Source organism: Paenibacillus sp. NEAU-GSW1 (genome assembly GCF_009737085.1).
Classification (GTDB): domain Bacteria; phylum Bacillota; class Bacilli; order Paenibacillales; family Paenibacillaceae; genus Pristimantibacillus.
In genome coordinates, this window is sequence record NZ_WOVL01000038.1 from 1 (window position 1) to 17,283 (window position 17,283).

The window sequence follows — 17,283 nt, forward strand, 5'->3', positions numbered from 1 at the left end:
GTGGGAGAACTGTTTTTAGTACGGGGTAATTCCCCAGGGGCTGTCACGTTCTCCCGGCTACCGCCATCATAAAACGACCATTAAAAAAGGCCAACCAGTAATCTCTGGTTGACCTAATAATACGAAAGGATGGTCCCCCTGAATGCCTTTCGAGAGTGCTGCAGTCAGCTTGCCGGCCAACACCGGATCCTCGCCGTACGCTTCTTCCGTCCGGCCCCATCGCGGGTCGCGCTCCATGTCTACCGTCGGAGCCCAGAGCGTCAAGCCGTTAAAAGTCGGATTCTGCTTGTAGAAGCCGCGGGCTTCGTCGCCTATCGCGCTGCCGATTCTGTTAAGCAGCTCTTTATCCCACGTACAACCTAGGCCGATCGGCTGCGGATAACTGGTCGCCTCCCCAAGCCATGCCATGCCGTGTGCCGCCTCCGTGCCATGCTTGTACGCTTGTACGCCCAGACGCTCTACTGCGATCTGATACTGCGGCATAAGCCCGATTTTCTCATCCAGCGTCAGTCGGGCGATCAGGTCGTTCACACGATCCTCGAGCGGCAGGTCTGGATTCCAATATGGGTTGGTCTTGTCAATACTCATTTCGTCACACTCCTCGGATCTCTAAAAACATTAAAGTTACTTATACACCATCTATAACCGACTCGGCTGTTTGATACTCACACCAAAATGCGCGAGCGAAGCGGAGTGAACGCTGTTTCCTATCGCTTACATAGCGATTAATACCCCGTAAACCCGCCTGCACCTCCTAGTATAATAGAGTATTACGAGCATGCCTTGATTTTTGAGACTTAAAATAGCATTATATAGACACATTTTTCGCGACCTCCTAAAAAAAAGCCAACCAGAAAAATCCGGGTGCCTAAGGATATATATTTGTCATTTAGAAGGATCATTACAAGTCAATTTATCTTAATGGTGCAAATCCGCTGACCTCGGACAAGATCTCTTCCGTACGTGCAAGCACTTCGTCTGTCAATTCCACTTCGATTGCTTTAATATTCTCTTCGATTTGGGAAGGACGGCTGGAGCCGATAATGGCCGAGGCCACATTGGGCTGGCGCAGCACCCATGCAAGAGCAAATTGGGATAACGTCGTTCCGAGCTCTGCGGCCAGCTCTTCAAGCTTAACCGTACAAGCGAGCACATCCTCTCGCAGGTAGCTGTTAATGACACCATTTGTCTTGTCATTAGCCGCTCTGCTCTCTTGCGGAATGGCTTGCCCCGGTTTATACTTGCCAGTCAACACGCCTTGCGCCAGCGGCGAGAATACAACCAGCCCCAGTCCTTCCGTTTCGCACTGCTTGACTACATTTTCTCTTTCTATATAACGTTCGAACATATTATAGATCGGTTGATTGGAGATCAAGGGACGCAAATTCAACCTTCCGCCTATCGAAGCCGCATCCGCAATTTGCGCTGCCGACCACTCGCTAACGCCGGCATACAATATTTTGCCTTGAGCCGTCAGATCATCTAGAGCGCGAAGCGTTTCTTCGACCGGTGTATCATTATCGAAACGATGGCATTGGTACAAGTCGATATAATCCGTACCTAGACGCTTTAGACTGGCATCACATTGCTCCATAATATGTTTTCGTGACAACCCCCTTTCATTCGGTCCATCGCCCTGCGGGAAAAATAGCTTCGTCGCAATTACATAGCTGCTTCGCGGATACGCCTTCAAAGCGCTGCCCATCACTTGCTCCGCGCCGCCGTAAGAATTAGACGTATCAAAGAAATTGATGCCTAACTCATAAGCTTTGCGAATACAGGCTTGCGCTGTTTCCTCTGCCGTTGCCGATCCGTATGTCAGCCAGCTTCCAAGGCCGATCTCACTCACCTTAAGCCCGCTTTTTCCAAGTCTTCTATAATTCATCTCATTCACTCCTAATCTGATTTCAAAAAAGATTTATTGATCCATTTCAGCATAAAGGTTAAAGTTGACTTTAAGTCAAGGGTCTATTTGATTTTTTACAGAAAAGGCGGTTCATATGGAATATACAATTAAACAGGTTTCAGAGCGTACGCAATTACCCGCTTCAACACTGCGATATTATGACAAGGAAGGACTGATGCCTTTATTAAAAAGAACCGATCGCGGTACCCGCAAATATTCAGACTGGAGATTTCCCGGGCAGCGGCAAATGACGCAAAGGTTCTCTTATATTTACAATTACGCTATCTCTCTGTCGAATGCCCAAACAAACAGTGTATTATTCCACGAGTGAGGCGATCACCGGATCGGATATTAAATCACGGTCGCGATACGTTGCGACAATAATGTCATCCTTGGAGCTAATAATCCCGTTCTGGAGCATGACACACTTGAAGTCTCTTTCGAGCGCGCCATTATAGGTGAACAACACGCATTGCTCTGCCGCGAATCCGGAGACAATAACCAAGTCGACCCCGCTTTCGTGAAGAATCTGTTCAAGGTCCGTTTTCCAGAAAGCGTTAGCATATTGCTTGGAGATCCGTTTATCGCCGGGATGAATTTCGATCTCGGGCAGGAAACCGATCGCCTCCATATTCGATTCATCCGCTCCTTCCACATCCTGTACATGAATGACGCAATGACCCTTGGACCGCAGCAAATCGGCCACGTAATTGATGTAGATGCAAGCTCTGGGAACCTTAAACTCTTTCATTTTCTCCTGCAGAAAATGCTTTTGCATATCCAAGATCAAAAGCGCCATCTTCATCCTCTTAAACCACTCCATTTCCAACGAGGTAATGGTTAAAGTGTATATATTTACCACACATTCATCAAGATCGATTTTAACGATCATGAAATGCTGGAAACATAGCATGATTTTATCCTGAATCGGCGAACGAATAGCTTTTTTGACTGGTTCAAAAACGAACTTTATGTCCCGAAGAACTACGTGCCGCAGACTCAAAACACGCCCACTTTTCATCTTGTTCTATAGCGGCATTCTTAATACGAGGTACTTCGGGGCCAGACTGTTTTACTATATTCATTAAGAATTTTTTGACGTTTTGGACACAACCCGATGTAAAAAACCGATTCAGTCGAAAGACTAAATCGGTCTTTTCCCTCAGATTATTTACTGTCATCAACGACAATTAAATGATTAACGAGGTCCAAATGCTTGAGTAACCCCCATGCCTTCCATGACTTGCGGCAACCCCCTTCCGCTTTCGTTAAGACTGCAGCAGCTCCGCGACGGCCAGCAGCAACGCCGCTTGCTCCTCCGTCAGACGCTTGCCGGTTAACGCCGCCACCTGGTTCGCGAAGGCGTCAAAGTTGCCATGCTCCGCTTTCGTGACCAGCGAGTTTTCGACGCCTTGCTCGCCGTCGCCCGACACGTATGCTTTGATCAGGCGCACGAGCAAGGCAGTGTCCGGCGCTTCGACCTCGTACGCTGCGGTCGCGGTCCCGACGTTGCCGGCCGCGTCTTCTGCGCTGACAGTTAGTTCGTGCGTTCCGACGCCGAGCTCAATTGCCGGAGCGTTGACGAGCGGGAGGGCGCAAGGGTCGAACACGACGCCGGAGATGGTGTCCGCTGCGGTGCACGTCACAACAACGAGCTCGTCGATCGCGTAGGCGCGCGCACCTTCGAAGGCGATCGACGGTGGCGTCCGGTCAATCCGGACCTCCAGCATCTTCATCTCCTCGACGTTGCCGGCGGCGTCCGCGCTGCGGTATGACACGCGATGAATGCCATCCGCGCTCAGCTCGATCTGTCCTTCGTAAACGCTCCAATCCGTCTCGTCGTCCATACGGTATTCGGTCCGCAGCTCGCCTGCACCGTTATCGGAGGCGGAAAGCGTCACGGTTACGCTTGATACGTGCCAGCCGTTCCGTTCTTCCCCGGCAGCGGCCGCCTCGGTAACCGGCGCTTCTGTATCCGGCTCTTCTGTATCCGGCTCTCCCAAAAGTTGAACCACACCCCAGTGTGAACCGTTCATCCAGGATTCTCCGGTCTCGTCGTGCCACATGATAACGTCCTGACGGCTGCCCTCTGCTTTCGCGTCATTGATCTGCAAATCAAATCCAATTACATGATCAGCCGCAGGAACAACAGCTTTGAATGGGATCTTTGCTTCAATGAAGTAACCGCCATCCACGACTTTGGCAAAAGACTCAAAACCCGCACTGATACTGCCTGGATTAAAGCTTTTCTCATTTAGATAGTTAATACGGTATTGTCCCATGCCTGTGCCGTAGGAGGTTTGTTTACTGTTGGTCTCATCCACAAAGATCTCGACCGAGTCCTTCTCATGCGCGTTGCCGCTGCTGCTGTTAAGCACAGGGTCTTTTACACGCATCAGCACATACAGGTTATTATCGTCCCATAGCACTTTAGCGGAGCCGTCCGCCGGACCGTTCACCATAGTCAGGTGCTTAAGAATCGGCAGCGTGATGGTCGTATTCCAGAGCGGGTCGAGCTCGGAGCCGCCGAGAACAGGCGTACCATATGCGGCGGTCCCAACGCCGCTAGGCAACAGTTGCAGCGCTTTGAACGCGTTACGCAGCGCGTAATACGAATTGTCCGCTGCTTCCTGACTGATCTCAGCATTCGAAGCTGCAGCTTGGGCCTCAGTTAAAGCGCTTGCAAAAGCGTTCCATGAACCGCTAGTATAAATCGTTTGATCTAGGTTATTGGCGTCCTCTATGAGGGCGTTCAGCAAGGTTTTGTCGACCACTTCGTCAATTGCGTTCGCGGATCCGCCTCTGCCTGCCTTAACGTCGTTAAAATAGGCTTCTATTTTTGTAACTTCTTCAGCTGTCAGCACTCTGTCGTAGATAAGAACCTGCAACACTTCACCCATGAAACGGAATGGAGTTGCAGACGACATCGTGTAACCGACGGCCAGATCCGATCTGTTCCCATATAGAGGCTTAGCGTTAGTTCCAGGGGTGCCAATGACGGTGTTATCAACAAATACAGTTCTCGTATTTCCGTTAAGCTGCGCCCGAACACTGACCAGACCGTTTGTAGCTGCGGTTGAAATTTGTTGCCCACCGCCTCCTACGCTGCCATCAGCGTTACCAAAGCGAATATTAACTCTATTTGTTCCAACACCGAGATTAATACCGCTCCAGCCATCGTTGGCGGCCCATGTTTCGTAAGACTCGTTTAATCCGAAGTAAACAAGACCGTTTTGGTCGCTGGAGTTGTTGGCTGCAGTTGTTGGTTTAACCAGCGTGTAAATCGTCATTTCCGTTTTGCCGTTATAATCTTTAAAGCCTGCAGCTTTTAACGGCCTTGAGTTAGCGTCAAATTCTACATACTCGTATACATCTTTCTTTATTTTTGGGTTGCCGTTTGGTATTCCGAGACCATCGCCGCCGCTGCCAGCGACGTTCGCTGGGACAAGCTTCGCTGGGACGCTTCCCATATTAGTCCATCCAGTCACGTTGCCGCTGCTGTCTCGTTCCACACCCTCATCGGCTTTGAGCCATAAATCAAGACCATTTCTAGGAATATCGACAGGCGTCATATCCCTTACTACAACACTAGCGTGCGACTGACTTAGTACTTCGCCGTCTTCCGCCAGTACATAAATGACGTATGGACCTGGCAACATAGGCGCTTTCATCGCGATTACATCGCCAGAAGCTACTGTTTCATCGTCGCCTCCATCAAAATGTCCGCCGCTCGACGAGGAGATCCATATCTTCTTAGTCGCGTCGTTCAAATCGTACGCGAACCTGACAGTCCCGCCAGGGGCTACTGACACGTTAGCCAGGAGCAGCTTATTTGCCACCGATACTGTAGTAGTAAAGTTGATGGTTCTGGAATTCGCCCCCGTCGGAGCGCTGACTACCAAAGTCCAGTTTCCTTCGGTGGCGATTTTGTAACCGCTCACCACGGGATTGCCGTTAAGCGTATAAGTGTTGTCTTCACTTAAAGTCAGCTCAAGAGGCCGTACCGCTGAAACTTCGTAATTTTGCCCGTCTTCCACATTGATCGATGACATGCTCAGGTCGACGTATAACGTATACTTAGAAGCAGCTGTTTCTCTACCGTCATCATATACGATATATAGTTTGTATTCTCCTGGCACAGAGGGAGCTTCGATAAATTTTTCGTCGCCGGCAGCTTTTGTCATCGTACTGCCTTCATTAAAGACGGTTGTGTTCGGAGGCGCAAGCCAAACCGTATCTTCAGCCTTTAGCAGACCTCTGCGGTTCAGCTTTTCCCCCTTAGCCATGATGACGTGGGAAGCCAGCTCAAACTCGGTGTCGGCAATGAGGCTTCTTGGGATCATATGCGTATATTCGTTAGTAAGACCCGAATTCAACACGATTTCGTTGCCTCTAACCGGCCAAATGCGGTCTTCACTTTTGTAATTGTCGTAACCAATTCTAGGAGCGCCATTCTGGTTGTTATTTCCGTCCACGTAACCTCCGACGGCAATCATATCGCTTTTGCGCTTCCAGTTGTTAAACTCATAAAGACGGCTTTGTCCGGGAGCATGCGAGAGCTTTGATTGGACGACGTTGCCTATCATCTTAATGAACGTGCTTCCTTCGTCGGGATGGAACCCGTTCGTCCAGTTGTTGGAGGTCGTGGGTTTGCCAGTTGGATTCGGGTCAAGGAAGTTGTAGTTCATCTCCGTGTAATTAGTCCAGTTGTCAGGATGCCAGTTACTGTTCTTGTCGGTGACGAGGGTATTTGTCAAATTATTGATCGTATCCCATGTCCCTCCACCCGGCATATTACCAGGATCACCTTGCCGTCCCAGAGAGTAAATGGCTCCGGAGTCATTAACGATCGTACAAATTTCCTCTATCCGGTTATAATTAATTTTGTTATTTCTCGAGGTCGTAGTAATTTCAGGAGACCTTGCGAGACTCGTTTCGTGCGTACCATGGTAAGGGCTGCCGTTCTTGTCAGTACCATGAGCGGTAAAGCCGAACCCATCGTACTCGTCCCAGCCCCAGCCGATGCTCATGGCGCCGTAAGTCGTATCATAAATATAATTATGAAGTACCTGCATATTCGTTGTGTAGAAGGAGGCCAGCGCGTTGGCGCCCGGGAATCCGTAGCACGTTCTGTACAAAAAGTTATTTGTAATATAAATATTTTCCGGCACGGCTTCCGTACCCGCCGTAAATTTTTCCTTGTTAACGCCAGCCCAGTTCCGTATTGGCGTTCCAGAGACCGAAACGCTGGATTCATGCTTAATCGGCTCATCGTTTTCATAGATATGCTGCGGATGTCCGATATTTATGCCGGAAGCGAGCGTATCTGCGATATAGTTGCCCGTGACTTCGATATCCTTGACATCGTTTTCCACATGGATGCCATTAAATCCTGTTAGCCGGATCTCGCCATTCAGCACTTTGATGTTCCTCGCTGCGTTAATCATTACCGCTGCCGGCGGTATGTCATACCCTCGGTAGAAAGTCTCATGCCAGTTTATGCTGCTGGGGAAGTAAACGGTGTTCACAATAGAGCCCTGAACGGACGCGTAGCCGCGGGAACTGGTCGTTACCGGACCGGATCCGTCACTAAGTGTATAGGTGCCCGTCAGTTCATACAGTTTGTAGTCGGTATGGGCAAATGTCAGCCCGTTAAAGGTTATGTTTTTGACGCGTCCGTCATCCGAGCCCTCAACAGGGTTCAACCGATCTCCTGCTGGGATTCCTCTAATATCGAGGACCGTTTCAAGCTTTGGAATGACCACGTCGGCGGTATTGATATCCTCGCCTTCAAGCGGGATGTAATAAAGGGTACTTTCCGCCTGATCGAAATAAAAATCTCCGCGTTTGTTGAAGAACTCGAAAGCGTTGCGGATTACTTGATTGTTGCCTGGATTGTATTGCGTGTTATTGCTCAAAGACTGCGAAATCGCCCCATACGGCATCTGGAACCGGAGCATGACACCGCCGGGCTTGTTGCTCGCTGCCGGCGCCTGTTCGATCGACGCGAAGGTGACGAAAGGCCTCGCCCATCTGGCGGTTGAGCCTCCCATGCTTTCGGCTTCGATGTTTTGGGGGTTTTTCGTTTCCACCGTCAGACCTACACTGGCGTCGAATACGATACCCGCCCGGATGTTGCTGCCGTTCTGCCACGCCCAAGGGTTGCCGTCAGCGGTAAAGCTGACAGTGGGGGTGCCGGCGACGGTTCTGTTGGCCGAAACGATTTGCGGGCTCAGCGTCATGTTCGCGCGCTTATCGTTTACATAGATCGCGCGCAACTTTTCGCTCCGGTTCAGTGTCGTTTTATACGCCTTTAAGCTGCCAGTCTGGGTAAGGCCAACGGCTTCTGTCCATACGCCTTTTTCCAGCATTTCACCGCCGCTGATTACCGGCTTCGCACCCGGCGCCGCCTCATAGCGAATCGTGCTGCTTGCACTTCCGGAATCATCCTTGTTAAAAACCAGGGTTTCATCAAGCGAATAAAATCCATCGGCAATTTGAACGACGATATCACCGCCGGTCTTAGGCAGAGTCCTTACTACTGCTTTTGCCTTGGCAAGCGTTTTGTACGGCTTTTCTTTTGTTCCGTCGCCTGCGTTATCATTGCCATTTGCAGCAACATAGATAGTAGTACTTGGCGCACTGTCAGCCGAGACTACCGGCCTTGATAAGGGCAGCATGGAAAATACCATTACGAAAATCATAAGCCAAGTGAACGATCTTCTTCTCACTTCCATAAAACCTCCTTGGATGTAAGTCAATTTTTATCAAATTCACTTCAAAATGGCCCCTGCAGTCAAAGCATTTTCGATCTTCTCGTTGCCTACCAAATAAACGATAATCATAGGCAAACTGGACAGCAGCATACTCGCGCCGATTAACCCCCAATCCGTAACTCCCACATTGACAAAGAAACCAAGCAATCCCACGGTAAGCGGCCGAAATTGATCCTTGGAGGCAATAATAAAAGCTAGCGGGAATTCGTTCCAGATCCGAATGAATATAAGGACGCATTGCGTCACCAGCGCCGGCATCACGATTGGAAATATAATTCTTATATACGTTTGATAGACATTCGCTCCGTCTATGCATGCCGCTTCTTCCAGCTCCTTGGGCAACGAACGGAGAAAGGCATACAGCATCAATACGCAAGAAGCAATAGCGAAGCCGGAATACGGCAGGATAAGACCTAAATAGCTATTTTTGATATGCATCCCTTTTACCAGCTGGAATAAAGGAATAACAACTACCTCGATAGGGACAATTAGTCCCATAGATACATAGAACAGCACCGCCGAATTGAATTTCCATTGCATGCGGCTGAGGCAATAAGCAAGCATGCTGCCCGTTGTCAACGTAATGGCAATTGTGCCTGCGGTATAAATCAAGCTGTTCTCGAAATACGTGTAAAAATGATATTTGGACAGCGCTTCGCTGAAGTTCAGCCAATCCAAGGAAGACGGTACGCCAAAAGGATTGTCGTAAGCTTCGCTTTTGGACTTCAACGACATCGTTACCATCCAGTATAAGGGAAACAGAAAACTGCATCCGACGGCTGCCCAAAACACCCGACTTAATACTTTCAGAAAACTCCCCCCCAGCTTAAAACTCTAGTTTTTCCCTAGCTACGTACCTTTGGATGACAAAGGAGATCAATAGGCATTCCAGAATAAAGATAACGGCAATCGCAGTACCTTTGCCGAACTCGGAAGTATCAAATGCCGTATAATACATCTGGTAGATGACCGTCCTGGATGTGTCGCCCGGGCCTCCTGCCGTCATGACTCTTACATGCGAATAGAAAGCCATCGAGCCTAAGGTAGACAGAATAAGTACGTATTTGATGACATTCTGCAGCAAGGGGATCGTAATTCGTAAGCAGACTTGAACAAAATTGGCGCCGTCGATCAAAGCCGCTTCATAGTAGCTTTTGGGTATGGTCTTGATTCCTGTATAAAACAGCATCGCGTTAAGACCAATATATTGCCATAGAAATGTCAGCCCAATGCTGGGCATTACCGTTTTCTTTTCCGTCAACCACGAATGCGTCCAGGAACTCAACCCTAACGAGTTGAGCATGCTGTTAAACAGTCCCCAATTCGGTTCGTAGAACGCCAGCCAGATCTGGGCAACGACTGTGACTGACAAGATAGCGGGGAACATCGCCGCCGTCTTGAAGAATCGACGAAACTTTGGTGTTTGAGCATCCATAAAAAGCGCAAGCATCATGGATAGGGGCAGCCCCAGCAATAATGAGACGGCTACAATGAGATACGTATTTTTATGAGCGGTCCAAAAGGATGGGGAAGCCATCACATCTTTGTAATTATCTAAACCAACAAAGCCCAAATTTCGAAATCCGTCATGCTTATGCAAGCTCATCCAGATCTCCGGCAGCAAGGGATATACGCAGAATACGGTAAATAGCAGCAATGCCGGGGAAGCAAACACAAATATGGACAATTTGGTGCTAAAGTACTTGTTCATCGTTCTCTCCACCATTTAATTTGTGTCTAAATCCCCCCGGGACTAACCGAAGGGGATTCAGCTGTTATCGGAGCCTTTTACTTGTTAAACCACGTATTCTCTTCCCAAATTTTGTTCATCGCGGCATTAAAATCTTCGGCTGCATACTCGCCCGTTAATAGGTTCGCTCCCTGTGTAGACATTTCGGCAGAGGTTCTCGCATCCAGCGAATTAAGAGCAAAGGACGCGATTTTATTAGGGATCGGATTGTACCAGTCAACGAACTTCTGCATAAGCGGGCTCCTGTTATTTGCCTGATTGCCGGTCTGCAAGGATATTGGCGCTCCTGTAGATTCGAAGTATAGCGCATCCGCCATGGCCAGAAATTCGGCAAGCTTCACGGCTTCTTCCGGATGCTCGGTTTTGCCGTTTACCGCATAACCGTTAACCGGAGAACCCCAGAACTGTACGGTCTGTGCAGGATCATACTTATCGCTCGCGCTTGGGAATGGGAAGAAATCAACCGTTTCATCTTTGGCCAGATTTGGCAGCTCCCAAGTAAACATCCATAACATTGCCGCTTTTTTGGACGTAAACATCTCCATCGCCGGACCGTAATCCAGGTTGGCTATGCCGTCTGGGAACACGCCTTCCTTGACCAGCGTTTCGATGCGGGCCGCCCCTTCCTTGACGGATGGATTCGTAAAGTCCGTTTTGTTGCTGACAAGGTCCGCCATCGCCTGCGGATCCCCGATTTGAATCATTTGCTGCAGCATGAAGAGTTTTGGCCCCCATCCGTCCTTGCCGGGAGTCACAGCTGGAACCATGCCCTTACTCTTGAGCGTCTTCGAGATTTGAATCAGCTCATCGAACGTGGTCGGCACCTTAACCCCTGCTTCCTCAAACATGTCTTTATGGTAAAAGATGACGGGGGTGAAATAGGTGTCGGCTCCGGAGGATAGGCTGTAAATTCCGTTATCGACATGCTTTAACGCATCCGGCACCGCATATTTGTCCAAGAAGCCGTCTTTGGAAATATAGGGTGTCAGATCCAGAATGCTGCCCGTGTTCTTCAGCGGGGTAAAGAAGCCTGCATCGCTCCAGAATACGTCAGGCATATCCCCGGACGAATTCAACGTCTTCAATTTGTTTGCCATATCCTCGCCGCCGCCGCCGGGCTCAAACTCGACTTCAAGATTGGGAAGCGCAGCGGCAATGTTAGGCTTGATGAATTTTTCCATGATGTTGTTGCGATTCTCGTCCGTCGTAATCGTAATAACTCTCATCTTGATTTTTTTGCCGTCCGTCGCAACAGTCTCCTTGTTATCTTCCGTGCTTGCCGCCGAAGGCGACGGACTATCGGACGGCTGGTTGGACTTTGTTTCATTCCCGCTGCTGCATGCCGAAGAAACCAGAAGAATGCTTGCCATAAGGAACATAGTTGCTGCCTTTGACTTCGTTTTCATTGTTTACCTCCCCAATTTGTCGACGCGGATATCGGGTTGACTCTAGTTATTGAAAGCGTTATCAACCTTGAGACAATTTTACGAATCTTCCCAAATTTAGTACAGAGATTATTCTCGGGCCAACAGTAAAATTAACGGCAAAAAAATAGACGATAGAGGAAAGCTTTCACTCTCGTCTTACGTCTGCAGGAAATAAGTTATTGGATTTGATTCACATATTTGCTGGGCGTGATCCCCATATATTTTTTGAAGCATTTGCTGAAATAATTGGCGTCCGCATATCCCACCCGGTTCGCTACGCTTTGGATAACCTTCTCTCCCTGATCAAACAGCTCTTTTGCTTTAATGATCCGTATTTCGGTCAGGTAGTCATTGATCGTAAAGGTCGTCTCCTTTTTGAACACAAAGCAAAGATGATTGTAATTCATATGAACGCTTCTCGCGATGTCTTCGATTCGCAATTCCTCATTGCCGTAGTGCCTCGAAATATACGATTTAACCTCCTCTATGACTTTGACGGCTTTATTGGTTTTGCGGCTATGCACATGATCCATCGCCTTTAAAATCAAAGCACGCATCCACTCCTCCAATTCGTTGAAGGTCTTCATTCGCTGAACATGTTGTATCATGTCGGGTTGCCTCGTATCTCGGAAGACATCCTCAAAGCTTTGCGACGCTTCAGCCAAAAATTCAAGGCATGTGGAAACGATTTCGATTCCGGCAAGGAGCAGCATTTCCATAGAAGCTTTATGAACGCGAGCGTCATGAAAAAAACGTATGAGCCACTCTTCCGTCTCGGCGATATTTCCGATTCGCATGAGCATCAGCAAGCCGCTTCTTTTTTCCACCGAGAACAACCCGGCCTTCATCCCGGTTTCCGCATGTAAGGAATGAACGAACACCTTGTTTCCGCCCCATACAAACCGATGCTTCAAGGCGATCAACGCTTCCTTATATGAACGCGGGATCGACTCAAACGTATCGCAGCCAATGCCTAATCCGATCGTTATCGTACAGGCCATATCGTTCTGTACGTTTAATCGAATCCTTTCACAAATCGTTTCCAGATTGTTGAAGGAGCCGTCAGGCGATCCTAGAATCATAACCAGACGCCCGTCATGATCTTGGCAACTCATACAGTGAAAGGCGTTTTGCATATATTGCTTAGCGATTTCTTGCACCTTGGCTTTATAAACGGGCATACTCTCATCAAGATGGTTCTCATCGATTTCATCCAGATCGACGACAACCGCCCGATAATGCAATCCTTCGAGCGGTATTCCCCAGTCGTGCAATCGTTCCTGTTCGGATCGCGTTCTAGAGCTGCCGCTGCCCTGCAACCAACCGTTTAGCACTTGCTCCTTTATGACAGACAAACCTTCGCTCGCCTGCTTTCTTAAGTCGTCCAATTCAAACTCTCCCAGACGCTCTGATTGTATCAGCTCCTTCATATCCATTAAGGAGCTTTGGAGTTCTTCTTCATTAATCGGTTTCAGCACGTAGTTAAAAACCCCCAATTGCACGGCCTGTCTGGCATACGCAAATTCGCTGTGACCTGACAAAACCAGAAACTTTGTTTTCTGGTCGCGCTCCTTGGCTTTATGTATAAACTCCAATCCATCCATAATCGGCATATTCATATCGACCAACACGACATCCGGCTCTACCTCGGGCATCAGCTCCAGCGCTTCCGCCCCGTTTTTTGCTTCCCCCGCGATTTCAAAGCCCAGCTCACCCCATGGCAGCGAAATCTTCAAGGCTTGCCTGAAGTAATATTCATCATCGACGATCAGCACTTTGTACATGATCCGACCTCCTGTTCTATTCAATCCTTAACATGCGGATACTAGAGATGCCAGCCACATGGATGCGGGCAGGAGCTAATGATGACGAAGAGGCAGTACGATTATAATTTTTGTATAAACGCCGTATTCGCTTTCAACTTGTAGTCCGTATCTGTCCCCGTACAGCATTCGGATCCGATTGGATACGCTTCTGATCCCAAATCCGCCGGTTTCATCAGGAACGCCGGACCCTTCCATTATTGCCTTGGTTTGATTCTTGTGCATTCCAGCCCCATTATCGTAAATTTCGATTTCCACATTGTTGCCGCAACGCCTTCCTGTAATGCGTATGATTCCTTTTTCCTTTTTGAGCTTCAACCCGTGATAGATGGCATTCTCCACGATTGGCTGCAAAGTCAGCTTTGGTATCGAATATGTCATAATTTCATTGTCGATTTCCATCGTATACGCCATATATTCCACATAACGAAGCTGCTGAATTTCCAAATAACTTTCCGTTAAACGCATCTCTTCACCTATCGATATAATATCGTTGCCTTTGCTTAACGAGATCTTATAGAAATTCGCCATGTATTGGGCTGCCGTTATGGCTTGCTTCCCAAAGCCCAGCTTAATGAGCGAAATAATGGTTTCAACCGTATTGTACAAAAAATGAGGCTTCACTTGCGATTGCAGCAATTTAAATTCGATCTCGGCCTTTGTCCTTTGTTTCTCGACGTTCTCGGCCATAAGCGCCTCAATGCGGTCCATTAAATTATTGAAGCCCTCGCTTAAATATCCAATTTCATCTGTTGATTGGTACGAGCTTCTGACTTGCATCTTTCCCGTTCGGATTTCTCTCATTGTCTTGGCAAGCCGGAAGATGGGCCTCGTGATTGATCGGGACAATAAAAAGGATACAATTAATGCCAGCAGCAAGCATGCTGCGCCGATCCCGATAATCAGTTGATTGATTTCCTTCCGCTCCGAAGTAATATCATCCATAGGGATAGCGCTTACAATTGTCCATTGCAACGGTGCGAAGCGATGAGTGAGTATCAACTTTTCTTGACTTCCGCTGCCTTGAATAAAGCTTGCGTCTTTACCATCGTCGGGAATGCTTATGGAGACGGCTTCTTTGAAATCCCGGTATAACATGGCTTTATTCTGTGCGGAAATAATTCGGCCGGCGGAATCGACGATATAAAATTCCCCGCCCTTATTTTTTCCTTCCTCGTAAATCGAAGCAATAGTCGTTTCTTTCACGTATAAAAAAACGCTGCCTATCGTTTTACCGGTATCTTTGTGAATGACCGTTTTGGAAACCGCAAATACATTGTCTTCACCTTCATACAAGAATCTGAATTTGATCAAACCGGTCCAAGCGGGCAAATAGACACGATCCTCCGCGCCATAACCGTTACCGAATATGCGGGAAGCGTATGCGTTATCGGCAAACCCGACGTCTGCCCAGTAATGATTCGAGGTGAGGATGCTTACCGCTTTAATTTTAGTGTTAGGCTCCACTATATTGCTGATGGTCTCTGAAAGGGTTTTGTTTATCGAGAGGTTATTTAAGCCTTCAACCGGTTTGCTCGCATCGAACTCATTGTTTAATAAAAAATCGTTATAAAGCACGTTCTGCAATCGATAATCGCTTGCCAAAATTTTGGAATAATCTTCAATTGTAAATAACAAGGTTTGAAGGTTGTTATTGATGAGCACAAGTTCCCGGGATGAATTATTGATCGCTTTCTCAATAATAGCCTTCTGTGAAATCGTGTTGGCAAAGAACGACTGAGTGGAAATAAGTACGACAATGATTAAAATATTCGTTATGAATATTTTATTTTTAATGGAAATCCCGCCTATATACTTCGAGAACCCTTTCATCTCGTGATTACTTCCTTTCTCTTATATAAGAAAGTTGATGTGAAGTGCGTGGATACAGCGCCTTTACATCAGAATAGCAGAGGTTTATTTAGTGTCAACTTGAAATGTTCGGATGCTTCCCCTTCTTTTTGGTGTTACTTATGATTTTAATTTACAGGTTAAAGGCAAACGGAGAAATTCGAATGATTCTGGAGAAGCGTCAGCGTTCGCTTTTGCTCGGGGATTCCAACCCTATTTCGTTGATTCAAAGGAATCCCCGAGCAATAGCGATCGGAAGAACATTCGAACTCGCAGGTTGCTGCTTTACCTAAAAAGAGCGGCCGTCTCATCGTCAATTTAATGACTTTTGAGACGGCCCCTTCCGATTTCACTTCTTCGCTTAATAAAATTTCACTTCTATTCTTAGCTTTGGGGCTCTGCTGTTTATCCATGATTTGTAATTGTGAAACACCATAAAATCCATATTATTCTATAAATGTTGTTGAAAAAAATGTAACACTTTATTCCATGAATCTACGGATGCATATGCGTTGTTTTTAGGAGTCCCGCCGTTAAAAAAAGTCTGTGTTGCCGGTACATATGGCAATCCAATCAGATGTCCAGCATTTTCGTATTTGAGACTTTCAAAAGTATATGGGAAATTGTTCGTCTTCATTCTACTCTCGATCATGTCATGATAGTGAAATTGAGGACCATATGCATCGTCTTCGCCACCGATAATCATAATTGGCCCATTGGTTTTTTCTGCTTGGATTGCAGCATTTTTAACGGCTTCCCTATCCTTTATACTTTCAATAAACATCTCCCTTAGCCGTCCGTTTTGCAAATAACTATTCATTTGTTCTTCATTGGCTTTGAATCTTACATAAGGTAAAGCATTACCTCTATAAGACCAAGAGGAAACGTCTTTTGGAAAGGAACGCGGATTGCCTGGAACCCCCTGAAAGACACAGGGATGGGGAGAAGAAGCAACAACTGCTTTTATTTGAGGGATAGTAGCGCCAAGCAATAATGCAAGTTCAGCTCCTTTTGAACGTCCGAAAACACCAATATTGCTTACACTCACATAATGTTGTTTCTGAATCCATTCAACTGCTTTTTCAAAATATTCTAAGGGAATTTCTTGTAACGAATCAGGAAGGTCTTTAAATTTGAAATAGGAAAGGGCTAGAGCAGAAAATCCACGTGAAGCCAAAATGGCTGCAAAATTCCTTGCTGGTGCCAATCCACCCTCTCCGCCTCCAAGAACAACAATTACCGGAGAAGGTTCTGATTTTCGTTGATAATAAAATAATCCATACATACTATCTTCATTTAATAAATGAATGTTTATACTTGGGGATGTATACAACCGTTCAAAGTTGGCGGTTGCCAACACTATTCCATTTGCTTCTGCGGAAAAAGTAATAATTGTTGATGGGACTTGTGCGATTTCTAAAAGGTTTTCAGGAGGTGGGTACTTCATATTGGTCATGTTCATCGACCAAAATAATCCCATTGGATCAATAGCATCATATGTCCCAGAAACAGGTTTTTGCTTTTCCAAATCAATCGAACCGTTTTCATCGGTTACATACGTAGCATAGGATTCTGCCGTTACTTCGATATCGTATAGATGATTCATTTTTGCTCTTATCGTCACTAATTCACTTGGATTAAAGCCAGTTAATTTAATTTTCACCGGCTCATCCACAAGACCTTTTTCAGGGTTGATTTGTATTTTACTATTGATCATATCTATCTCACCTACTCACTTAAATTGCTAGTT

The 17,283-nt window shown here is 47.1% G+C and carries 10 protein-coding genes and 1 pseudogene; 1 reads left to right on the forward strand and 10 read right to left on the reverse strand.

The genetic code is table 11. The features are described from left to right. Positions 1-117 precede the first annotated feature (117 nt). Positions 118-588 (reverse strand): annotated as a pseudogene (locus GOM71_RS21940) (glycoside hydrolase family 3 N-terminal domain-containing protein); the annotation flags it as partial. Between the two features lie 325 nt (positions 589-913). Continuing rightward, a complete protein-coding gene (locus GOM71_RS21945; RefSeq protein ID WP_156284995.1) occupies positions 914-1,885 on the reverse strand; it encodes an aldo/keto reductase family protein in 972 nt (323 codons plus the stop codon). A 115-nt stretch (positions 1,886-2,000) separates the two neighbouring features. On the opposite strand from GOM71_RS21945, the gene GOM71_RS21950 reads away from it, so the two are divergent. Continuing rightward, a complete protein-coding gene (locus GOM71_RS21950) occupies positions 2,001-2,237 on the forward strand; it encodes a MerR family DNA-binding transcriptional regulator (protein WP_156284997.1) in 237 nt (78 codons plus the stop codon). Here GOM71_RS21950 and GOM71_RS21955 read toward each other — a convergent pair. From GOM71_RS21955 to GOM71_RS21990, 8 genes are all read right to left on the reverse strand, one after another. Beyond that, complete coding sequence (locus GOM71_RS21955) at positions 2,223-2,729, reverse strand: cysteine hydrolase family protein (RefSeq protein WP_367649745.1); 507 nt, start codon at positions 2,727-2,729, stop codon at positions 2,223-2,225. The two genes, GOM71_RS21950 and GOM71_RS21955, sit on opposite strands and share 15 nt — an antisense overlap. A 445-nt stretch (positions 2,730-3,174) precedes the next feature. Continuing rightward, positions 3,175-8,643: a sugar-binding protein gene (locus GOM71_RS21960; RefSeq protein WP_216651804.1), complete on the reverse strand. Its 5,469-nt coding sequence runs from the start codon at positions 8,641-8,643 to the stop codon at positions 3,175-3,177. 36 nt (positions 8,644-8,679) lie between these two features. Next, the gene (locus GOM71_RS21965) at positions 8,680-9,417 is read right to left on the reverse strand and encodes a carbohydrate ABC transporter permease (protein ID WP_253944976.1); all 738 of its coding nucleotides are present in this window, start codon (positions 9,415-9,417) and stop codon (positions 8,680-8,682) included. Between the two features lie 91 nt (positions 9,418-9,508). Continuing rightward, a complete protein-coding gene (locus GOM71_RS21970; protein WP_156285003.1) occupies positions 9,509-10,393 on the reverse strand; it encodes a carbohydrate ABC transporter permease in 885 nt (294 codons plus the stop codon). A 77-nt stretch (positions 10,394-10,470) separates the two neighbouring features. After that, complete coding sequence (locus tag GOM71_RS21975) at positions 10,471-11,838, reverse strand: ABC transporter substrate-binding protein (protein ID WP_156285009.1); 1,368 nt, start codon at positions 11,836-11,838, stop codon at positions 10,471-10,473. A 197-nt stretch (positions 11,839-12,035) separates the two neighbouring features. Beyond that, positions 12,036-13,643 (reverse strand): response regulator, encoded by a 1,608-nt coding sequence (locus GOM71_RS21980; protein WP_156285012.1) that lies wholly within the window; start codon positions 13,641-13,643, stop codon positions 12,036-12,038. Positions 13,644-13,718: 75 nt separating this feature from the next. Then, a complete protein-coding gene (locus GOM71_RS21985; RefSeq protein ID WP_156285013.1) occupies positions 13,719-15,515 on the reverse strand; it encodes a cache domain-containing sensor histidine kinase in 1,797 nt (598 codons plus the stop codon). Positions 15,516-15,984: 469 nt separating this feature from the next. Further along, positions 15,985-17,250, reverse strand: a complete 1,266-nt coding sequence (locus GOM71_RS21990; RefSeq protein WP_156285018.1) for an acyl-CoA thioesterase/bile acid-CoA:amino acid N-acyltransferase family protein — start codon at positions 17,248-17,250, stop codon at positions 15,985-15,987. Between the last annotated feature and the right edge of the window lie 33 nt (positions 17,251-17,283).